This window comes from Burkholderia sp. BCC1993 (assembly GCF_905339865.1).
In the GTDB taxonomy this organism is placed as follows: domain Bacteria; phylum Pseudomonadota; class Gammaproteobacteria; order Burkholderiales; family Burkholderiaceae; genus Burkholderia.
In genome coordinates this window covers 149,025-170,058 of the sequence record NZ_CAJPGZ010000004.1, presented here as the reverse complement: position 1 = coordinate 170,058, position 21,034 = coordinate 149,025, and the positions used below count along the sequence as shown (strand labels likewise).

Annotated in this window: 19 protein-coding genes and 1 pseudogene; 11 read left to right on the top strand and 9 right to left on the bottom strand. The window is 66.7% G+C overall.

Annotated elements, in window-relative coordinates; all coding sequences use genetic code 11:
- Positions 1 to 45 precede the first annotated feature (45 nt).
- From U4Y91_RS07855 to U4Y91_RS07830, 6 genes are all read left to right on the top strand, one after another.
- Entirely contained in the window at positions 46 to 969 is a 924-nt protein-coding gene (locus tag U4Y91_RS07855) for a branched-chain amino acid transaminase (protein ID WP_047898927.1), read from the top strand.
- Between the two features lie 50 nt (positions 970 to 1,019).
- Complete coding sequence (locus U4Y91_RS07850) at positions 1,020 to 1,214, top strand: zinc-finger domain-containing protein (RefSeq protein ID WP_006749970.1); 195 nt, start codon at positions 1,020 to 1,022, stop codon at positions 1,212 to 1,214.
- A gap of 141 nt (positions 1,215 to 1,355) precedes the next feature.
- A complete protein-coding gene (waaF, locus tag U4Y91_RS07845; RefSeq protein WP_044844509.1) occupies positions 1,356 to 2,393 on the top strand; it encodes a lipopolysaccharide heptosyltransferase II in 1,038 nt (345 codons plus the stop codon).
- Positions 2,394 to 2,508: 115 nt separating this feature from the next.
- Positions 2,509 to 2,955, top strand: coding sequence for a nuclear transport factor 2 family protein (locus tag U4Y91_RS07840; RefSeq protein ID WP_006749968.1), 447 nt, complete (start codon positions 2,509 to 2,511; stop codon positions 2,953 to 2,955).
- A 33-nt stretch (positions 2,956 to 2,988) separates the two neighbouring features.
- Positions 2,989 to 4,026, top strand: coding sequence for a hydrolase (locus U4Y91_RS07835; RefSeq protein ID WP_321804616.1), 1,038 nt, complete (start codon positions 2,989 to 2,991; stop codon positions 4,024 to 4,026).
- The gene (locus U4Y91_RS07830) at positions 4,019 to 4,630 is read left to right on the top strand and encodes a DUF2946 family protein (RefSeq protein WP_321804615.1); all 612 of its coding nucleotides are present in this window, start codon (positions 4,019 to 4,021) and stop codon (positions 4,628 to 4,630) included. The genes U4Y91_RS07835 and U4Y91_RS07830 overlap by 8 nt, the downstream gene beginning before the upstream one ends.
- A 30-nt stretch (positions 4,631 to 4,660) precedes the next feature.
- Here the strand turns inward: U4Y91_RS07830 and U4Y91_RS07825 are convergent, their stop codons facing one another.
- Positions 4,661 to 6,355 (bottom strand): M48 family metalloprotease, encoded by a 1,695-nt coding sequence (locus U4Y91_RS07825; protein WP_321804614.1) that lies wholly within the window; start codon positions 6,353 to 6,355, stop codon positions 4,661 to 4,663.
- Between the two features lie 274 nt (positions 6,356 to 6,629).
- Between U4Y91_RS07825 and moaC the strand changes: the two genes are divergently transcribed.
- From moaC to U4Y91_RS07805, 4 genes and pseudogenes are all read left to right on the top strand, one after another.
- Positions 6,630 to 7,118, top strand: a complete 489-nt coding sequence (gene moaC / locus U4Y91_RS07820; protein ID WP_044844513.1) for a cyclic pyranopterin monophosphate synthase MoaC — start codon at positions 6,630 to 6,632, stop codon at positions 7,116 to 7,118.
- Positions 7,119 to 7,333: 215 nt separating this feature from the next.
- A pseudogene (locus U4Y91_RS07815) lies at positions 7,334 to 10,021 on the top strand (type VI secretion system Vgr family protein).
- A complete protein-coding gene (locus U4Y91_RS07810; protein WP_321804613.1) occupies positions 10,014 to 10,961 on the top strand; it encodes a hypothetical protein in 948 nt (315 codons plus the stop codon). The pseudogene U4Y91_RS07815 and the gene U4Y91_RS07810 overlap by 8 nt, the downstream one beginning before the upstream one ends.
- Positions 10,962 to 11,040: 79 nt before the next feature.
- A complete protein-coding gene (locus tag U4Y91_RS07805) occupies positions 11,041 to 12,216 on the top strand; it encodes a glycosyl hydrolase (protein ID WP_321804783.1) in 1,176 nt (391 codons plus the stop codon).
- 121 nt (positions 12,217 to 12,337) lie between these two features.
- Here U4Y91_RS07805 and U4Y91_RS07800 read toward each other — a convergent pair whose 3' ends face one another.
- Positions 12,338 to 12,616 (bottom strand): TonB family protein, encoded by a 279-nt coding sequence (locus tag U4Y91_RS07800; RefSeq protein ID WP_415750450.1) that lies wholly within the window; start codon positions 12,614 to 12,616, stop codon positions 12,338 to 12,340.
- A 107-nt stretch (positions 12,617 to 12,723) separates the two neighbouring features.
- Here U4Y91_RS07800 and U4Y91_RS07795 point away from each other — a divergent pair, with 107 nt between their 5' ends.
- On the top strand, positions 12,724 to 13,875 hold the full coding sequence (locus U4Y91_RS07795; protein WP_321804782.1) for a glycosyl hydrolase: 1,152 nt from the start codon (positions 12,724 to 12,726) through the stop codon (positions 13,873 to 13,875).
- An 82-nt stretch (positions 13,876 to 13,957) separates the two neighbouring features.
- Here the strand turns inward: U4Y91_RS07795 and U4Y91_RS07790 are convergent, their stop codons facing one another.
- From U4Y91_RS07790 to U4Y91_RS07760, 7 genes are all read right to left on the bottom strand, one after another.
- Complete coding sequence (locus U4Y91_RS07790) at positions 13,958 to 14,308, bottom strand: TonB family protein (RefSeq protein WP_321804612.1); 351 nt, start codon at positions 14,306 to 14,308, stop codon at positions 13,958 to 13,960.
- Positions 14,309 to 14,733: 425 nt separating this feature from the next.
- A complete protein-coding gene (locus tag U4Y91_RS07785) occupies positions 14,734 to 16,512 on the bottom strand; it encodes a PglL family O-oligosaccharyltransferase (protein WP_321804611.1) in 1,779 nt (592 codons plus the stop codon).
- A 171-nt stretch (positions 16,513 to 16,683) separates the two neighbouring features.
- Positions 16,684 to 17,280, bottom strand: coding sequence for a pilin (locus U4Y91_RS07780; RefSeq protein ID WP_321804610.1), 597 nt, complete (start codon positions 17,278 to 17,280; stop codon positions 16,684 to 16,686).
- Between the two features lie 97 nt (positions 17,281 to 17,377).
- Positions 17,378 to 18,082, bottom strand: coding sequence for a TerC family protein (locus U4Y91_RS07775; RefSeq protein ID WP_321804609.1), 705 nt, complete (start codon positions 18,080 to 18,082; stop codon positions 17,378 to 17,380).
- 157 nt (positions 18,083 to 18,239) lie between these two features.
- Positions 18,240 to 19,121: a succinate--CoA ligase subunit alpha gene (gene sucD, locus U4Y91_RS07770; RefSeq protein ID WP_006477916.1), complete on the bottom strand. Its 882-nt coding sequence runs from the start codon at positions 19,119 to 19,121 to the stop codon at positions 18,240 to 18,242.
- Between the two features lie 68 nt (positions 19,122 to 19,189).
- Positions 19,190 to 20,356, bottom strand: coding sequence for an ADP-forming succinate--CoA ligase subunit beta (gene sucC, locus U4Y91_RS07765; RefSeq protein WP_006755512.1), 1,167 nt, complete (start codon positions 20,354 to 20,356; stop codon positions 19,190 to 19,192).
- A gap of 68 nt (positions 20,357 to 20,424) precedes the next feature.
- Positions 20,425 to 21,033: a DUF2889 domain-containing protein gene (locus tag U4Y91_RS07760; protein ID WP_321804607.1), complete on the bottom strand. Its 609-nt coding sequence runs from the start codon at positions 21,031 to 21,033 to the stop codon at positions 20,425 to 20,427.
- Between the last annotated feature and the right edge of the window lies 1 nt (position 21,034).

Sequence of the window (21,034 nt, the reverse complement as noted above, 5' to 3'; positions counted from 1 at the left end):
CGCTGCACACAACCCGCAGCACCTCACCGCTTCCAGGAGAATCCTATGTCAATGGCCGACCGCGACGGCAAGATCTGGATGGACGGCAAGCTGATCGACTGGCGCGACGCCAAGATCCACGTCCTGACCCATACGCTGCACTACGGCATGGGCGTCTTCGAAGGCGTGCGTGCGTACAAGACGGCCGACGGCAGCACCGCGATCTTCCGTCTGCGCGAGCACACCAAACGTCTGCTGAATTCGGCGAAGATCTTCCAGATGGACGTGCCGTTCGACCGGGAAACGCTCGAAGCCGCGCAGCTCGAAGTCGTGCGCGAGAACAAGCTCGAGTCGTGCTACCTGCGCCCGATCATCTGGGTCGGCTCGGAAAAGCTCGGCGTGTCGGCGAAGGGCAACACGATCCACGTCGCGATCGCCGCATGGCCGTGGGGCGCGTACCTCGGCGAGGAAGGCCTCGCGAAGGGCATCCGCGTGAAGACGTCGTCGTTCACGCGCCACCACGTGAACGTGTCGATGGTGCGCGCGAAGGCGTCGGGCTGGTACGTGAACTCGATCCTCGCGAACCAGGAAGCGACCGCCGACGGCTACGACGAAGCGCTGCTGCTCGACGTCGACGGCTACGTGTCGGAAGGCTCCGGCGAGAACTTCTTCCTGGTGAACAACGGCAAGCTGTACACGCCCGACCTGTCGTCGTGCCTCGACGGCATCACGCGCGACACGGTCATCACGCTCGCGAAGGACGCCGGCATCGAGGTGATCGAGAAGCGCATTACGCGCGACGAGGTCTACACGGCCGACGAGGCGTTCTTCACGGGCACGGCCGCCGAAGTCACGCCGATCCGCGAACTCGACAACCGCACGATCGGCAGCGGCGCGCGCGGCCCGGTCACGGAAAAGCTCCAGTCGGCGTTTTTCGATATCGTGTCGGGCAAGAACGCGAAGTACGCGCACTGGCTGACGAAGGTCTGAGTGCGCTGCGCCACCGACCGCCCCACAAAAGAGTGATAAGAGAAAGTCTCATGAGCGAAATCAAGGAAATGCCGCTGGTCGAGCTGACGGCCAAGGATCTCCCCGCCTACTGCCCGAACCCGGCCATGGCGCGCTGGAGCGCGCACCCGCGCGTGTTCATCGACGTCTCGCACGGCGAGGCGCGCTGCCCGTACTGCGGCACGCGCTACAAGCTGCGCGACGGCGAGGTGGTGAAGGGCCACTGAGCCCCGGCTGGCCGGGCCCGCGGGCCCGCCGCACGCAAGGCGGCGCAGCCGGAATCCCGGCGCGCCGCCCTTTTCCTGTTCTGACAACCCGAACGCGGTGCCTGTGCACCGTGCTTCATTACGACATCGGAAGTCGACCTGATGCGTCGAGCGCTGGTTATCGCACCGAACTGGATCGGTGACGCATTGATGGCGCAGCCGCTTTTTGCGCTGCTGAAGAAGCTCCATCCCCGCATCGCGATCGATGCCGTCGCGCCCACCTGGGTCGCGCCCGTGCTCGAGCGGATGCCCGAGATCCACGATGTCTACGCGACCGACCTCGCGCACGGCAAGCTGCAGCTGCTGCGCCGCTGGCAGCTCGCGAGCGACCTGCGCGACGTCGGCTACGACGCGGCGTACGTGCTGCCGAATTCGCTGAAGTCCGCGGTGATCCCGTGGCTCGCGAACATCCCGCTGCGAATCGGCTACACGGGCGAGCATCGCTACGGCCTGCTGAACGTGCGGCACGCGAACCCGGACAAGTCGGCCGAGCGCGCGCCGATGACGACCCACTACGCGGCGCTCGCGTATGCGCCGGGCGCGAAGCTGCCCGAGTCGATGAAGACGCTGCCCGCGCCGCGCCTCGACGCCGACCTGAACGAGACGGCGCGCGTGTCCGCGCGTTTCAATCTCGATACGCGCAAGCCGCTCGTCGTGTTCTGCCCCGGCGCGGAATACGGCCCGGCCAAGCGCTGGCCGCCCGAGCATTTCGCGACGCTCGCGACGATCGTCCACCAGTCGTTCCCGTACACGCAGATCGTCGCGCTCGGCTCGCAGAAGGACGCCGCCGCCGCGCAGGCGATCGCCGACCACGCACCGAACGTGCGCAACCTGTGCGGGCAGACGTCGCTGTCCGAGGCGTGTGCGCTGATCGCGCGCGCGAACGCGGTCGTGACCAACGATTCGGGGCTGATGCACGTCGCGGCCGCCTTGCGCCGGCCGCTCGTCGCGCTGTACGGATCGACCGATCCGCGCCACACCCCTCCGCTGTCGGACCTGGCGAAGGTACAATGGCTGCATCTCGAATGCAGTCCCTGCTTCGAACGCGAGTGCCCGCTCGGCCATCTGAAGTGCCTGCGCGAACTCGGTCCCGAGCAGGTATTCGGCGATTTGCGCGGCATGCTCGTCGGGCAGCGCTGACCCTGGCCGGCAGCGTCGCACGACGCGCCGGGCAATCCGATTCACCGGTGTACGGCGGCTCCATCCGGGCCGCCGTGCTGAATACGGCGCGCGACGCGCGCGAGAGATAACCCCGATGCCACGTTTTGCCCGCCTTTTCGAAGCCGCTGCCGATACGCTGAACGCCTACTACCAGGCCGTCGCCGATGCCAATCTCGACGCGCTGCTGGGGTTGTGGATCGACGAGGACTTCGCCAGCTGCGTCTGGGCCGACGGCGAGCATCTGCACGGCCTCGACCAGATCCGCAGCGGGCTGGCCAACCGGCTCGCGACGCGCCCCGTGACGATCGAACCGCTCGACATTCGCGTATACGACAGCCTCGGCACCGTCGTCTACACGATCGCCGAAGCGCATCAGCAGGCCGACCTGACGGCCGAACCGGACATGGTTTTCGCCACCTACGTGATGATCCACGAACGCGGCGAGTGGCGCATCGCGCATATTCACGCGAGCCCGATTCCCGAACAAGCGGCCGGACAATTCGCCGCGAAGATCCGTCACGGGCAGGGTCCGCTGCACTGACGAAGAACGAAGCAACGCATTAGCGGGGCGATCATGAGTACGGCTTCTCCGCCCACCTCGCCGCTGACCGGGGCCCCGGCCCCCGACGACGATTCACTGCGCTATCGCGCACCGCGCTGGCTGCCGAACAGCCATGCCCAAACCATCGTGCCCGCGCTGTTCGCACGGCGTCCGGCGGTCGCGTACCGACGCGAGCGATGGGAAACCCCCGATCACGACTTCATCGATCTCGACTGGGTCGCGCATCTCGACAGTGCCGCGCCGCCGCCCGACGCGCCGCTGTTCGTGCTGTTCCACGGCCTCGAAGGCAGTTCCGGCTCGCACTACGCGCTGGCAATGATGGCCGCCGCGCGCGCGAAGGGCTGGCACGCGGTCGTCCCGCACTTTCGCAGCTGCAGCGGCGAGCTCAACCGGCAGCCGCGCTTCTACCATCTCGCCGACAGCGCCGAGGTCGACTGGATCCTGCGCCGGCTCGCCGCGCGGCATCGCGGGCCGATCGTCGCGGCCGGCGTGTCGCTTGGCGGCAATGTGCTGCTGCGCTGGCTCGGCGAGCACCGCAGCGACACGTCGATCGTGCACGCGGCCGCCGCGATCTCGACGCCGATCGACGTGCACGCGGGCGGCCGTGCGCTGTCGCAGGGCTTCGCGATGATCTATACGCGCAGCTTCCTGAAGACGCTGAAGCGCAAGGCGCTCGCGAAGCTCGACCAGTATCCGGGGCTGTTCGACCGCGACGCGATGCTGCGGGCCGTGACGATGCGCGACTTCGACGAAGTCGTGACCGCACCGCTGCACGGCTTCGCGGACGCCGACGACTACTGGACCCAGGCCACGACGCGCCCGCTGCTGCCCGCGATCGACGTGCCCACCTTGATCCTCAACGCCCGCAACGATCCGTTCCTGCCCGAATCCGCGCTGCCGAGCGCCGCCGACGTGTCGCCGGCCGTCGAGCTCGACCAGCCGGAGGCCGGCGGCCATGCGGGATTCATGACCGGGCCGTTCCCCGGCCGCCTCGACTGGCTGTCGGCGCGGGTGTTCGGCTATTGCTCGAAATTCGTCGACCATGGATGACATCGTCAGGCAGGCCCTCGCCAAGTGGCCGAACGTACCGCACTGCACCGGCTGGCTGCTGCTCGACCGGCGCGGCGAGTGGCGGCTGCGCGACGACGCCGCGCAGGCCGCCGGCGAGCTCGGCTCGCCGGTCCGGCATGCGGCGCTGAACGCGTTCATCGGGCGCAACTACGAATGCGATGCGCACGGCCGGTGGTTCTTCCAGAACGGGCCGCAACGCGTGTACGTCGAGCTCGCCTACACGCCGTGGGTCGTGCGCCTGGCCGAGCGCGACGGGCAGCTCACGCTGGCCGACCAGACCGGCGCGCCGTTCGAGCCGGACGCCGCGTGGCTCGACGATGCGGGCGGCGTGCTGTTGCGCGCGCCCGGCACGCCGCCGCGCATCGCGGCGCTGCACGACCACGACCTCGGCCTGTTCGCCGATCACGCGGACTTCGACGCGACGCCGCCCGTGCTGCGCTGGCGCGACGGGCGCACGCTGCCGCTCGGCAGTCTCGCCCGTGCCGACGTGCCGGCGACGTTCGGCTTCGTCGCGAGTCCCGCGCAGCGGGCGCGTAGTCCATCGGACGAGTCGGACGAGAGTGCCGGCAGCGCCGAAGGCTGAAGCGCAACCGCCCTGCCCGCCCGGCGGCCGTTATCCGCGGCCGTTCTTCTCGTCCTCGCGCTCTTCCTTGTAGCGCGCCTCGAATTCCAGCAGCCGCGCGCCGATGATCGACTGGTCGTAGAACGACACGTCCTTCGCGTCGCGCGCCTCCTTCAGCTGGCGAATCGCCGACGGCCACGCGCCGTCGAGCGCCAGCTTCTCCGCGAGCGCACGGCGCCGCGCGAGCACGTCGCCACGGCCGTCGCTCGCCTTCGCGAGGTAATCCCACCAGTCCGGCTGCTCGGGGTCCGCCTGCGCCTGGGTGCGCGCGAGCGCCTGCGCGTCGGCGAAGCGGCGTGCGGCGATCAGCGCCTGCAGGTGCGCGACGATCGCCGCATGCGACGCCGGCCAGCGCCGCTGCGCGAGCGCCGCGAGCCGCACCGCGTCGTCGGTCCGTCCCGCGCGGCGGGCGATGTCGGCCGCAAGCACGTCGAGGCTCGGCGAACTCGTCGCCGGATCGTCCGCGCGCCGCTCGCGCGCGTCGAACGCGGCGCGCGCCGACGCGAGCGCCTTGTCGGCCGCATCGTACTGGCCGAGCAGCGTGTTCGCGAGCGCGATCCCGTACGCGTTCGCCGCGACGTTCGGTGCCGTCCGATCGTCGAGCTCGAGCTGCATCCGGCGCGCCTCGGCCGCGATGTCGTTCGGCGCGCGGTTCTGCAGAATGCGCAACCGCGCACGCACGAAGCCGTATTCGGCCGACTGGTGCGGCTGCCGATACGGCGCGCGGCGTGCGCGATCCTCCATGTCGGCGATCCGCTCGCCCGTCAGCGGGTGCGTGCGCGCATAGGCCGGCACGCCCGCGTCGCCCATCGACGTGCGCTCGAGCCGTTCGAAGAAGCCCGGCATCCCGTACGGGTCGTAGCCGGCACCGGCGAGCAGCTGGAACCCGACGCGGTCGGCTTCGCGCTCGGCCGACCGCGAGAAGCGCAGCTGGTTGTCGACCGCATAGGCCTGCCCGCCCATCGCGATCGCGCTGCCGAGATCGCCGCTGCGCGCGAGCACGCCTGCCAGCACGCCGAGCAGCATCGTCGCGAGCGCGGTGTAGCCGGTCTTCTCGTTCGCGCCGATCATCCGCGCGATGTGCCGCTGCAGCACGTGGCCCATCTCGTGACCGACCACCGATGCGAGTTCGGATTCCGTCTGCGTCGTGACGACCAGCCCGCTGTTGATGCCGATGAAGCCGCCCGGCATCGAGAACGCGTTGATCTGCGGATCGCGCACCGGGAACAGTTCGAAGTCCGGCATGTAGCCGCCGATGTAGCGCGCCGCCGCCGCGGCCGCGAGCCGCTTCGCGATCGCGTTCAGGTAATCGCGTGCGAGCCAGTCGTCGAGATAGTCCGGATCGCGCCGCACCTCGCGCATCACGCGCTCGCCGAGACGGCGTTCGGCCTGCGGCGTGAGCGAACCGCCGGAGCCGTCGCCGAGGTCGGGCAGCTCCAGCGCGCGCAGCGGTGCGCGCAGGCTCGCGACGGGCGCGGACGCGCCGTCGGCGCCGGCAAACCGGCTTTCCGCGCCGCCGTAGGTGCCGAACACGCCGGTCGCGATGCCCGACGGCAGCGTGGAGATCGACGGCGAGGCGCCGGTCGCCGGCTCGAGCGGCAGCGCGGACGTGCGCTGTGCATGGCCGCTCGGCGGCAGCACGAGCGCCGCCGACAGCAACACGGCAAGCAACTGTTTGACACGCATGGCAGGATGAAAGCGACGCCGCCCCGCGCGCCGGGCGCGCATTGCGGCGTGTGGTCTGAATATTCGGGTCATTGTACCGGCGACATCGCAACTGTCCCGTGCGGCAAGTGCGCCATCTGCGCGCTCGCAGCCGCGAAGGCCACTGCTATGATAGGCGCCCGTTGAAACGTTGGATCGGATCGGGGTGCAGAGACGGGATTCGGCGCCCCGGCCGGTCGCGAAGCAGGATCGAGTGACGTGCTCGCGCGCGCACGCCGTTCCACTGGAGCAAGACATGTCAGGACTGACCCATTTCGACGCTGCCGGCCACGCACACATGGTCGACGTCGGCGGCAAGCAGGAAACGCAACGCATCGCGATTGCGCGCGGCACGATCCGGATGCTGCCGGCGACCTTCGCGCTGATCCGCGACGGCAAGGCGAAGAAAGGCGACGTGCTCGGCGTCGCGCGCATCGCCGCGATCCAGGGCGCGAAGCGCACCGCCGACCTCATTCCGCTGTGTCACCCGCTCGCGCTGACGCGCGTGGCCGTCGACTTCGAACTCGACGATGCGCTGCCGGGCGTGCACTGCGTCGCGCAGGTCGAGACGTTCGGGCGGACCGGCGTCGAGATGGAAGCGTTGACGGCCGTGCAGGTCGGGCTGCTGACCGTGTACGACATGTGCAAGGCAGTCGATCGCGGAATGGTGATCACCGAGGTGAGCGTGCGGGAAAAGCGCGGCGGGAAGTCGGGGGACTGGAAGGCGGAGGATGTCGCGGGCTGAGCAGCCCGGGCCCGGTCGATCCGGCCTGAACCACCCGCGCCCGACCATTGTCCGACCGGATGACGTACGCGCCCTGCCCCGTCAGTTCGACGCGCTGACCGCATTTGAAATGTCGTTGAAAGGCATATTCGAGATAACTGGCGTTTATCTCATACAATTAGCGGATTCCGCACGGGAGAGCGTGCGACCCAGCACAAAAAAAGCGAGCACGGGTGATGAATTCGCAAGCATTGAGAAACGCACTGCTGGCCGGGCCGATCCAGGACGAACGACTCGTCAAACTGGAGACGCCGCTCGGCCCTGACGTCCTGCTGCCCCATCGCGTCAAGGGACGATCCCGGCTCGGGCGTCATTTCGAGTTCACCGTCGACGCCGTGTCGGTGTCCGACGACATCGAGCTCAAGAAGCTGATCGCGCAGCCCGTCACGCTGCGGATCCAGCAGGCCGACAAGTCGTACGCGCCGCACCACGGGTACGTGCACGCTGCCCGCCGGCTCGGGTCGGACAGCGGCCTCACGCACTACCAGATCGTCTTCGCGTCGTTCCTGCACTTCCTGAAGTTCCGCCGCGACCAGCGCATCTGGCAGGACAAACCCGCCGACGAGATCATCGCCGACGTCCTGAACCAGCACCCGCAAGCCAGGGGCTGCTTCGACTTCAGACTCTACCAGCCGCTGCCGTCGCGCTCGTTCTGCATGCAATACGAGGACGACTGGAACTTCGTACACCGCCTGCTGGAATCGGAAGGCCTGTACGGTTTCTGGGAGCAGGCGCAAGACGGCAAGTCGCACACGCTCGTCGTCGTCGACCGGATCGACGCGCTGCCCGCGCTGTCGCCGCAGACCGTGCGCTTTCATCACGCCGGCGCACGCGACGAGGCCGACACGCTCGTCCAGTTCTCCGGCACGCGCACGCTGCGCAGCGTCGAGCGCACGACGCGCACGTTCGACTACAAGCAGCCGCCCACCGCATCGAATCCGAAGGCGACTCATCTGCCGACGATCGCGAACCAGGGCGACCTGCCGCAGCAGCTCGAAGTCTACGAATACACCGGCGCCTACACGTACCCTGAACAGTCTCGCGGCGACCATCTGTCGAAGCTCTGGATGGAGCAGCAGGAGTCGCTTGCGAAGCGTTTTCACGGCGTCGGCGGCGTCCGGCGCATGGACGCGGGGCGCACGTTCGAGCTCGCCGATCACCCCGAACACGACAAGGACGATGCCGGCCAGCGCCGCTTCGCGGTGATCGAGACGGCCTGGCTGATCGCCAACAACCTGCCCGTCGCCGACCGACAGGCCGGGTTCCCGCACAGCCTGCAGGCCGACATCGGCGAGCTCGTGCGGGCCGGCGGTGCGGACCTGCCACACGTCCGGCATCCGGACGGCAGCGAGGGCATTTTCCAGGTCAGCATCGAGGCGCAGCGCACGACGGTGCCGTTCCGCAGCCCGTTCGAGCACGCGAAACCGCCGATGCACCTGCAATCCGCGATCGTCGTCGCACCGCAGGGTGAAGAAGTCCACACCGACGCGCTCAACCGGGTCAAGGTCCGATTCCATTGGGACCGCCTGAACGACGGCGACGAGAAGGCGTCGTGCTGGCTGCGTGCCACGGCGTCGGATTCCGGAAACGGCTATGGTGCCGTTCATCCGCATCGCAGCGGCGAGGAAGTGCTGGTCGACTTCCTCGGCGGCGACTGCGATCGTCCGATCATCGTCGGCAAGGTCTACAACGGTGCGACGAGCCCGCAATGGCACAGCAACGGCATCCTGTCCGGTTACCGGTCGAAGGAATATGCGGGTGCCGGCTACAACCAGCTGGTGCTCGACGACGCGACGTCGCAGAACCGCGTGCACCTGTACAGCAGCCAGGCCAACACGCACCTGCATCTGGGCTACCTGATCGACCACACGGGCAACAATCGCGGCGGCTATCTCGGCAGCGGCTTCGACCTGCGCTCGGATGCATACGGCGCGGTGCGTGCGAGCCGCGGGCTGTACGTCACGACGCACCCGAAGCAGCCGGCAAGCCAGCCGCTCGACGTGAAGGAAACACAACAGCAGCTCGTCCGCGCGGAAGGTCTGATGGAGGCAATGTCGGAGGTCAGCGCGCAGCATCAGGCCGAGTCGCTCGATACCGGTCACACGGCGCTGAAGCAGTTCAGCGACGCGACGCAGAACAGCGTGAGCGGCAGCACCGCGGGCGGCAGGACCGCCGGCGGCGGCACCGGCACGGCCAACGCGTTCAAGGAGCCCGTGATGCTGTTCGGCAGCCCAGCCGGGATCGGGATGTCGACGCAGCAGTCCGTGCAGTTCGCCGCGGACCGGCACGTCAACCTCGTCAGCGGACAAAGCACGCACGTCGCGGCCGGCAAGTCGCTGATCGCGAGCGTCCTTGACCGGATCAGCCTGTTCGCGCAGAACGCAGGCATGAAGCTGTTCGCCGGCAAGGGCAAGGTGGAAATCCAGGCGCAGGCGGACAACATCGAACTGACCGCGTAGAAGGCGCTGAAACTGGTGGCGGCCACGCAGTCGATCGAAGGCGCGGCGGCGAAGGAAATCCTGCTGACTTCCGGCGGCGCCTACATCCGCATCGCGGACGGCAACATCGAGGTGCACGCGCCCGGCAAAATCGATATCAAGGGTGCGCAGCACCTGTTCAACGGCCCCACGCACCTGTCGCAAACCATGCCGACGCTGCCGAACTCGAGCGGCAACTACGACCAGGCGTTCATCGCGCACTGGGCCGGCACCGACATTCCGGTCGCGAATACGCGATACCAGATGTTCTCGAACGGCACGCTGATCTCGGAAGGCGTCACCAACGCGGCAGGCGAGACCGGGCTCACGCAGAGCCACGTGCCGCACGACGTCGTCGTCAAGTTCTTGGGGAAATCGAATGGCTGACGTGCAACAGAAGGACAACGTGCTGGGTACCGGCGCGGGGATGCTGACGCCGACGGGGTACAAGGATCGGCCGAAGGTGCAGATCAGCATCTGCGACAAGCATGTGACGCCGGCGGCGGATTCCATCATTGGTACTTGCCCGTTCTACTACCTGCCGCTTCACGGCGAGTACTGGGAAACGGTCGAGAAGGTCAGCGTGTCGAGCGCATGGGAGACCGTGAAGAAATTCGCAACGTCATGGGATCCGTGGAAAGACAAGAAAGTCGTCCATGAACTGCTGCATCGGCGAGAGAATCTGATCAAACCGAAAAGCACCGATTCGGACTGGTCCCGCCACGGTAATTTCATGATGCGTCATATCGGGTGCGGGCATAAGCCGCCCGATTACTATGTGAGTTACGGCTACTACTATTGCTCGGATTACGGCGCCAATCTCTATCCCGCCCTCACGATAAAAGGAAAGAAATGGCTGGATAGCGCTCGGTGGTGGCTTCAGAAATACATCGAGATCGGGCTGTATCAGAACATGCAGGGAAACCAGATCGCATTCAAAAGCGCGAAACCGGGAAACGGCAAGCTCTCGATGCAGGTGAAGCGATACGAACTGGAACTGGACAAGGACGGAGATACGTTCAAGACGTTCGCCTTTGTCACTCACCCATTGGCGTATCTGGACGGAGGGCTGGCCGGCCTGCCGGTCTCGGATCTCATCAAGATCGGCAGGCGGCCGAACATAGAGGAATGGGCCGACGGGCGCACGCGCAAACAGGCAATCGACGCGGGCATTCCCGTCGCCAAGGCAAAGGCGCGCGAATGGAGCAAGGACGCGGTCGACAAAGCCCGCGAGTGGGGCTCGGACGCCGCCGACAAGGCACGCGAGTGGGGTTCGGATGCGGCCGACGAAGTTAACCGCGCGCTCGAACGTTTGCTGAAAAAGTGACATGCGAAAACACAAGCGCTGGAAATGGATCGCCGGTGGCCTCGTTGCCCTGGCCATTGCAACATACGGGTACGTAAATATGACGACGGGCTGGGAGACGATTTCGACAAGCTTCATGCGGGACGACGCGCCGTATGGCGGCGGCAACTTCCGTATCAATGGCAATGACGTGATGAGCGTCAAACTCGCCAATCCCGAAGTGACGTTCAAACCCCAGGCCGAATCGAACGAGCCGCAGCGGCCCGAGCCGACCGAAGCATGGATGAACGACACCGGCGAGTTGCTGAACCGCATGACGATCAGCTTCTTCCGCGGCACCATCGACGGCGGGATGAAGCGCCATTTCCAGCAGGTCGGCCAGGATGCCGCCTGGTGGTACTCGCGGGACTGGACCGTTCAGTTCATCAGCACGTCATGGATGAACTACAAGGCTCCCGAGGCGCACGGCGGCGACGCGCCGCAAACCACCAAGCTGTGGAAATCGAGTAATGGCGGCCAGACATGGTCGCAACTTCAATGGCCCGAAAACCAGAACATCGGCCGCCTGCTCTTTCTCGATCCGCAGCGTGGCTACGCGGCCGGCTGGGGCCCCAGCATATGGCGGACGGCGGACGGCGGAAACACCTGGCAGGCGATCGACGTGCCAGCCGATGCACACACCGGCAGCGAGACGCGCCAGGATTTCAATGCAATCAGCCTCGGCCCGGACGGTGTTCTGCGGATCGCCTACCATGTCGCACAGACTGCCGAAGCACCGGCTCACAGCGTGGTCGACCGGCTCGACTGGGGGCAGCACGCATTCGTGACAGATACCGTGTTGCCAGGCCAGGTCGTCACTGCGCTCGACACCACGCCGGAATCAGGATCACGTTATTCGCTGTATACGCTGTCGCATCTCGACAAGCCGCAAAACGGCGAGGGGCCCGACAACGGCCACCGGACGGGCGCCATTTCCACGTGGACGAACGACCATCCCGAGGCCGTGCAGCAACTGCACACGTTCGACGAGAAGCTCACACTCGACAGCATGAGCATCGGTCGCAACGGCCTCCTGCTCGTCTATGCAACCGATCCGAACTCCGGAAGCGGCGGCACCGGCGGCGGCGCACCGATCGACCTGACGTTCAGCAGCACCGATGCCGGCAAATCGTGGAATAAAACGACCGACAAGACCGCACAGGGCGGCTACTTCGACGCGCAGACCAACACACTGTACTGGCTGCATGCCTATACGCTGAAGAAACGGACCTTCTGAGCGCGCACCGGAAGCCTCGGTGGCCGGCCCTCGCTGCGGCTGCGCGATCGCGAGCCGCAGCGACCTGTCTCGCGCACGACGGCCCTGGCCGCACACGCATCAGCGGCCACGGTGCCTCGCGTCACTCGCCGCGACGCGGCTCGAACACGAACGGTTGCGTGAGCAGGAACGGATTCGCGGTGGCGCCGGTCTGCGCGCAGGTCGCATGCGTCATCGCGTCGACAGCCGCGCGGTCTGCCGCGGCATTGCGGCTGCTCGTCGTCACGGTGACGTTCTGGGCTTCACCCAAGGTCGTCATCAGCGCGCGCACGAGCACGGTGACGGGACGCGTGAGCGGCTTCGCGCCATCCGGGCTGAGGAACAAGGCCGAGGAATGGGACGTCGATGATCCGGTCGGCAAGGCACTCGGAAGACTGCTGGTGAAGTGACATGCGAAAAAGCAAACGATGGCTTTTGATCGCGGGATGCGTTCTTGTTCTGCCGATCGCTATTTACGGATATACGGAAATGACTTCAGGGTGGGAAACGGTATCGACCGCATTCATGCGCAACGACAAGCCGTACGGCGCAGGCGCATTTCGCGTACAGCGCAACGACTTCATGTCGTTGAAGGTTGCAAGACCGGAACTCACGTTCAAGCCGGAAAGCGAGCAGAAGAACCCGGACGTCGCGGAGTTCGCCGAACCGTGGATGGACGATTCAAACGAGCGGCTGAACCGGTCCACCGTCAGTTTCCTGCGCGGCACGCTGGGCGGCAGCGTCGTGCGCCACTTCCAGCAACCGGGCCAGACCGCGTCATGGTGGTACTCGCCCGACTGGCGGGTCCTGTACGTCAGTACCGGCTGGATGGACTACAAGGCACCTCGCCCCGACGACGGCGCGGTCCTTCAGACTACGAAGCTTTGGAAATCGAGCGACGGCGGCCAGCACTGGTCCCCACTCCAATGGCCTGCGGATCACAACATCAGCCGATTGCTGTTCATCGATGCGCAGCGTGGTTACGCGATCGGCTGGGGGCCGCGCGTCTGGCGAACGGCAGACGGCGGCCAATCGTGGCAGGAAATCAAGACGCCTCCGGGCTCAGTCATCCCGGGCAAGCCGCGCAGGTCATTCGACGGAGCCGCCCTCGGTCCGGACGGTACATTGCGCGTCGCCTATCTGGCCAACGCCGCCGGGTATCCGCAACCGACCAGCATCGTCGGCAGGCTCGACTGGGATCAGCCCGACTTCACCCATGAAGCCGAGCTACCCGGACACGTCGTCGTCGGCCTCGAATCACCGCCTGCGCCGTCTCGTGACTACCCGCTGTATGCGCTGTCACGCGCGACCGATGCATCCGGCGACAACCACGGTGCAGGAATCATTTCGACCTGGACCAGCGAGCATCCCGATCACATCCGGCAATTGCACACGTTTGAGGACCGCCTGACGCTCAACGGGCTGAGTGTCGGGCGCAACGGCGTTCTGCTCGTTCACGCGACCAATCCAAACACCGCAAACGGCGGCGGCTCGCCCATCGACCTGACCATCAGCAGCACCGATGGCGGCAAGACCTGGCAGCAAACCACCGACACAGCCTCGCAGGGCGGTTACTTCGACCCGGAAACGAATACGCTCTATTCGGTGTTCGCCTACACGCTGCGGAAACGACAATTCTGATCGCCAACTGACGCGCTTGCCGCGGGCCACGTCCGCAGAATCGGACAACGCGCGCGGCATGACCGGCCGCGTCGCCCGCCCATCACTCGCCGCGACGCGGCTCGAACACGAACGGTTGCGTGAGCAGGAACGGATTCGCGGTGGCGCCGGTCTGCGCGCAGGTCGCATGCGTCATCGCGTCGACAGCCGCGCGGTCTGCCGCGGCATTGCGGCTGCTCGTCGTCACGGTGACGTTCTGGGCTTCGCCCGAGGTCGTCATCAGCGCGCGCACGAGCACGGTGACGGGACGCGTGAGCGGCTTCGCGCCATCCGGGTAGACGGCGCGCGGAATGTGGCAGGTCAGCTTGCTGTCCTGCGACGACGACAGCATCGCGCAGCCGGAAAACAGCACGGCGACGGCAGGCAGGATCAGGATGGTCGAGCGAAGAGCCATGGTCGAATATCGTTCTTGAGTACTGTTGCGGACGATTGCCGCGCCGGCTGACAGCGTCCGGCCGCATCGCGTGCAGCGCGTGCATCGCCCCGCGCCGCGGCCATCGGACCGGCGCCCCGTTGCGGCCGCACGACCGATGGTTGCCCGGTCGCGATCCTGCTTGGCAGGTTCCCGGAGATCCGCGGGCAGCGTTCGTGCCGGCAGCCCGCTCCGGGCGGCCATGCATGCGAACGCTTTCGCGCATTGTGCACGCGCCGCCTCGCGCGTGGCGGCGATTTGACAATGGTTGACGCGAATCGCGCCGTATCCGGCCGGCATCCATTCTTCGCGGGAAGCAATCGCCGCACCGTCCCGGGCCGCCATCGCTCCCCTGCTTCACCGCCGTCCGACCGACGCCGGGATTCCCCGCCCGGCGCCGCGCGGCGTCACTCCGAATCGTCTTCCGAGTCGTCGTCGTCCGCGTCGGCCGGGACTTCCCCGTACTTCGCGACCACCGCCGCCTTGAACGCCTTCAGCGCCGGCTGCTGGTCGCACAGCTTGTACAGCAACCCAAGCTGCTGCGGCCAGTCCTTCAACTCCTTCGCGAACACATGCAGGCGCGCAACCGTATCGAGCGCGTCGGCGTCGCGGCCGGCCAGCGCCTGCAGCGCCGCATAGCGGCGCAGCACCGTCTCGCCGGGCAGCAGCGCGATCGCGCGCTCGTGCGCGACGAGCTTGAGCGGCAGGTTGTCCGGCGAAATCGTCAGCAGCGTGGCCGCGCCGTAATCACCCCACGCACCGAACAGCAGCGACGGCGCATCGCGGTACTGCGCGGCCGGATCGCTGCCGTAGTACAGCACTTCCGCGCGCTGGTAGTCGCGCAGCACGGGCACTGCCGCCAGCACGCCGCCGACCGACAGCACTGCGAACAGCCCGAACGCCGCGCGGCCCGGCAGGATACGCAGCGGCTTCACGTCGAGCAGGCCGATCACGAACATCGCCGGCAGCAGGAAGAACATGTATTGCTGCGGATATTCGACGAGCGCATGCATCAGCAGGATGCCGATCAGCGCGAGGCCGAACACGCGCGCGCTCGACTGCGGCGCGCGCACCGCGCGCACGAACCACGTGACGAGCGCGACGACGAGCACGCCGAGGCCGACGAGGCCGGACTTCGCGAGCAGGTCGATGAAGATGTCGTGCGAGTTGTTCGCGATCTCGACACCGCCGAGCGTACGCACGAGCGCGAACTGGTGCGACGGGAATTCGCCCCAGCCGACGCCGAGCAACGGATGCTCGCGGAACATCGCAAGCCCGTACTTCCACAGCGCGAGGCGCGGCGCGATCTGCCCCGCGTCGCGCATCCGGTCGGCCGCCGACTCGGCGAGCCCCAGGTGGAAGTGCACGTTGGCCCAGCGCACCGCGACGTTCACCGCGACGAAGATCGCCGCGAGCGCGACCGGCATCAGCCATGCGCGGCGGTTGCCCGGCGCGCGGCGCGACTCGAGCCAAGCCATCCAGAAACCCGCGACGACCAGCACCGCGACCTGCAGCCACGGGCCGCGCGACACCGTCAGCGCGAGCCCGACCGACAGCACGATCGACAGCGCGAGCCACGCCCAAGCAGCGAGCCGGCGCGTCTGCGCCAGATACAGTGCGCCCGCGAGCGCGAACGCGATGTAGGTCGCCAGGTGGTTCGCCTGCGCCATGTTGCCGTACGGACGACGATCGACCGCGATGTTGTACATCACGACGAACGGCGACACCGAGGATTCGAGATGGAACAACTGCACGATCTGGCTCGCGACCGCGAGCAACCCGCCAAGGATCAACGCACCGGACATCATTCGCGCGGTGGCTTCGGCGAGCCCCTCGCGCGCGAGCGTGTAGCCGGCCTGCATCGCGACCACCGCGGCGGCCAGATAGCCGACCGCCAGCCAGTTCATCGACGGCACCTTCAGCGGCAGCAGCGCGACCTGCGCGATCAGCACCGCCGCAAACCCGAGCGGCGCGACGAACGCGGCCGGCGCGGCGAACGGCTCGGCCGGGCGGCCCGTGCGCGCGAGCAGGACGACGGAGAGCCCCACCAGCAGATACAGCACCAGCGCGGCAAATTCGGAATAGAAGGTCGGAATCGGATACGTGTGATTCGTGATCGAGTACGGCACGATCAGGGCGACAGCCAGCGCAACGAGCGGCAACGAACGGGAAAAAGTAGAAGGCATGAGCGAACCGGATGTCAGCAACCGGCGCACTATACAAAACTTTCCCCGCTCTGTGCGGACCCGTCGCACCGTCACCCGACGCGGCGCGACCGGTGCGACCGGCGGAACCCGCCGGTACGGCGGGCGCCGTGCCGTGCACGTGGCCCCGCACTCGCCGGCATGCCCCCGACCCTACGCGCGGCATTCCGCCGGCGCATATTTCGCGGGCAACGTCGCGGCCTCCGCCGGTAGCGGGCCCGCGCCCGGCGCCGGGAGCGACGACGCAGCCTTGCCGGCGGCAAAGCACTCCCATGCGATCGCACCGGCCTGCATCGTGCCCTTTTTCAGCGGTACGCGCGCGGTCGGCGTATCGGCCTTGTCCGGCGCGGACGGCACCAGGACGAGCATATTCGCGCCCGCCGCGGCGACGCGGGCGGTAAACGCCACCGTGATCTGGCCCGTGTCGCCGTCGATGACGACGGATTCGACGTTGCGGGTGGCGGCCGGCGGGCTGTAGCCGCCGTCGAGGCCCGCGCCGCTCGCGGCATTGTCGGCGACCGCGAGCCGCGCGGACGACGCGAGCGCGAGCCCCTCGCCGACGCGCGAGCGCGCGAGGTAATCCTGGTACGCGGGAATCGCATAGGCCGCGATCACGCCGACGATCGCGAGCACGATCATCAGCTCGATCAGCGTGAAGCCGGCCGGCCGCCAGCGCGGCGCCGGCCGGCGCGCGCGCCGCAGATCGGCGGCGATGCGACGGAACAGGGAAACGGAAAAGGCTTCGAACATGACTGGCTCCGGAAACGAAAAACGCCTGCCGAATCAGGCAGGCGTTTCGATCGTAGCCAGCGGGCCGCGGCCCCGGCAGTCGGCCGGACGGCCAACGTCAATGCGCGTGCGGAACGCCGCGGCGGCGCCGGAGCGCGTAACCCGCGGTGACGACGAACAGCGCGCCGGCGATGCTCGCGCCGTAGATCGCGGCCGGCGTATCGAGTACCGGCCAGCGGTCGCCGACCGGGTCGTGCACCATCAGCCCGCCGGCGATCCAGCCCAGCAGCCCGGCGCCCAGCGCGACGACGACCGGAAAGCGGTCGAGCAGCTTCAGCACCAGCGTGCTGCCCCACACGATGATCGGCACGCTGACGACGAGCCCGAAGATCACCAGCGCCAGCCGGTGCGACGGATCGGCCTGCTCGGCCGCGCCGGCGATCGCGATCACGTTGTCGAGGCTCATCACGGCGTCGGCGATCACGATCGTCTTCACCGCGTCCCACAGCCGGTCGGCCGGCTTCACGTTGTCGTGCGCATCGGCGTCCGGCGCCATCAGCTTGACGCCGATCCACAGCAGCAGCAGGCCGCCGCCGAACTTCAGGAACGGTACGTCGAGCAGCACGACCGCGAACGCGATCAGCGCGACCCGCAGCAGGATCGCGCCGGCCGTGCCCCACACGACGCCGCGCAGCCGCTGGTTGGCGGGCAGGTTGCGGCATGCGAGCGCGATCACGACCGCGTTGTCGCCGCCGAGGAGAATATCGATGATGACGATCTGAAACACCGCGCCCCAGTGGAGCGACGTCAGGAATTCAAGCATGAGCAGTATCGGGTGCGGGGCAACGGCTGTCGAACAGGCGGCCCGGGTCAATGCCGGGACATGCATCGCGCAGCCCGGGGCTTACAAATTCATTGCGCGAGCATAACAAAAAACGCCGGCGAAGCCGGCGTTTTTTGCAGGACGAACCACGCGGAAATTACAGCGCCTTCTTCAGCAGGCGACCCATTTCCGACGGGTTGCGCGTGACGGTGATGCCGCACGCTTCCATGATTTCCAGCTTCGCTTCGGCCGTATCCGCACCGCCCGAGATCAGCGCGCCGGCGTGGCCCATGCGCTTGCCCGGAGGCGCCGTGACGCCCGCGATGAAGCCGACGACCGGCTTCTTCATGTTGTCCTTGATCCACTCGGCGGCATTGGCTTCGTCCGGACCGCCGATTTCGCCGATCATCACGACCGCATCCGTATCCGGATCGTCGTTGAACATCTTCATCACGTCGATGTGCTTCAGACCGTTGATCGGGTCGCCGCCGATACCGACTGCCGACGACTGGCCGAGGCCGAGTGCCGTCAGCTGCGCAACCGCTTCATACGTCAGCGTGCCCGAACGCGACACGACGCCGATGCGGCCCTTGCGGTGGATGTGACCCGGCATGATGCCGATCTTCAGTTCGTCCGGCGTGATCGTGCCCGGGCAGTTCGGCCCGAGCAGCAGCGTCTTGCGGCCTTCGCGACGCATGCGGTCCTTCACTTCGATCATGTCGCGAACCGGAATGCCTTCCGTGATGCAGATCGCGAGATCGAGGTCGGCTTCGACCGCTTCCCAGATCGCAGCAGCAGCGCCTGCCGGCGGAACGTAGATGACCGACACGGTCGCGCCGGTTTCTGCCTTCGCTTCCTTGACGCTCGCGTAGATCGGAATGCCTTCGAAATCTTCGCCGGCCTTCTTCGGGTTCACGCCCGCGACGAATGCTTCGCGGCCGTTTGCGTATTCACGGCAGGCGCGCGTGTGGAATTGACCGGTCTTGCCGGTAATGCCCTGCGTGATGACCTTCGTGTCCTTGTTGATCAGAATCGACATGTATTTTGACCTCTGTTCGATTGGCGTCGCGTGCAAACCGCGCCGCCATACCTATTCATTGAGCGCGCTTACTTGCCTGCGGCAGCCGCGACAACCTTCTGCGCAGCCTCTTCCATGCTGTCAGCCGAGATGATCGGCAGGCCCGAATCGGCCAGCATCTTCTTGCCGAGGTCTTCGTTCGTGCCCTTCATGCGCACGACGAGCGGCACGTTCAGGTTCACGGCCTTCGAACCGGCGATCACGCCTTCCGCGATCACGTCGCAGCGCATGATGCCGCCGAAGATGTTCACGAGGATCGCCTTCAGGTCCGGGTTCTTCAGCATCAGCTTGAACGCTTCGGTGACCTTCTCGGTCGTCGCGCCGCCGCCGACGTCCAGGAAGTTCGCCGGCTCGCCGCCGAACAGCTTGATCGTGTCCATCGTCGCCATCGCGAGGCCTGCGCCGTTCACGAGGCAGCCGATGTTGCCGTCGAGCGAGATGTATGCGAGGTCGAACTTCGACGCTTCGATTTCAGCCGGATCTTCTTCGTCCAGATCGCGGTATGCGACGATTTCCGGGTGACGGAACAGCGCGTTCGAGTCGAAGTTGAACTTCGCGTCGAGTGCGATGACCTTGCCGTCGCCGGAGACGTTCAGCGGGTTGATTTCAGCCAGCGATGCGTCGGTTTCCCAGAATGCCTTGTACAGGCCTTGCAGGATCGCGCGCGCTTGCGGAATCGACGCAGCCGGCACGCCGATCTTCGCGGCGAGGTCGTCGGCTTGTGCGTCGAGCAGGCCCGTCGACGGCTCGACGATGACCTTGTGGATCAGTTCCGGGTGCTTTTCGGCAACTTCCTCGATGTCCATGCCGCCTTCGCTCGAACCCATCAGAACGATCTTCTGCGAGATGCGATCGACGACGAGGCTGACATACAGTTCCTGCTTGATGTCGGCGCCTTCTTCGATCATCAGGCGGTTGACCTTCTGGCCTTCCGGACCGGTCTGGTGCGTGACGAGCTGCATGCCGAGGATCTGGTTCGCGTATTCGCGAACCTGCTCGATCGACTTCGCCACCTTCACGCCGCCGCCCTTGCCACGGCCACCCGCGTGAATCTGAGCCTTCACGACCCAAACCGGGCCGCCGAGCTCTTCTGCCACCTTGACGGCCTCGTCAACCGAGAACGCCGGCTTGCCGCGCGGTACCGCGACTCCGAATTTCCGCAGGATTTCCTTACCCTGGTACTCGTGAATCTTCATGCGTGATTCCCTTCAGTCTGAGAGTTGGATGAAATGTCGCTTAAGACGCTTCTTCGAATGATTTCCGTTCATTCCTTCGTGCTGCCCTCACCGGGCAAGTCCGGCCGGCTCGCGCCATACCAGCGCGGGTAGTACTGCCGCACGACTTCGCCGTCGAACCGCAATGCCCGGCAGCGGCCGAGCTGGAAAGGCGGCTCGACGTGCTCGCCGTCATGGTCCGGCCCTTCGCCGCCCGCTTCGCGCACGTTCCACACGTCACCGGCGAACGCCTGGATCGCTGCCGTCGGCAGCACGGCGCACAGTTCGGTCAGATGGGAACAGCCCGCGACGCCGGCGAGCAGCCGGTTCGCGTTGCGGCGGAAATTGCGGAAGAGGTTGAGCCCGATGAGGGCCCGATAGGCGGGAGGGGCGGATTGACAGTGACTGGGATAGGGAACCCATTCCGAAGACGCTTCGGCGTCGACGACATTGAGGTCACGATCGATGGTCACGCGCAGCCAGAGTTCGTGGATCGGCAGGCCCTGGGGCCGGATGCCCGACGCAAGCGCGACATCGCGCGGCTTGTGGTCGGTCAGGCAGGCTTCGATGTCCCACAAGCCGTCGTCGCGCTCGTAGGCTTCCGCTCGGATTGCGCGTCGATGTCGCAACTGACGGGGCACGGGCTCGGATAGCGGCATG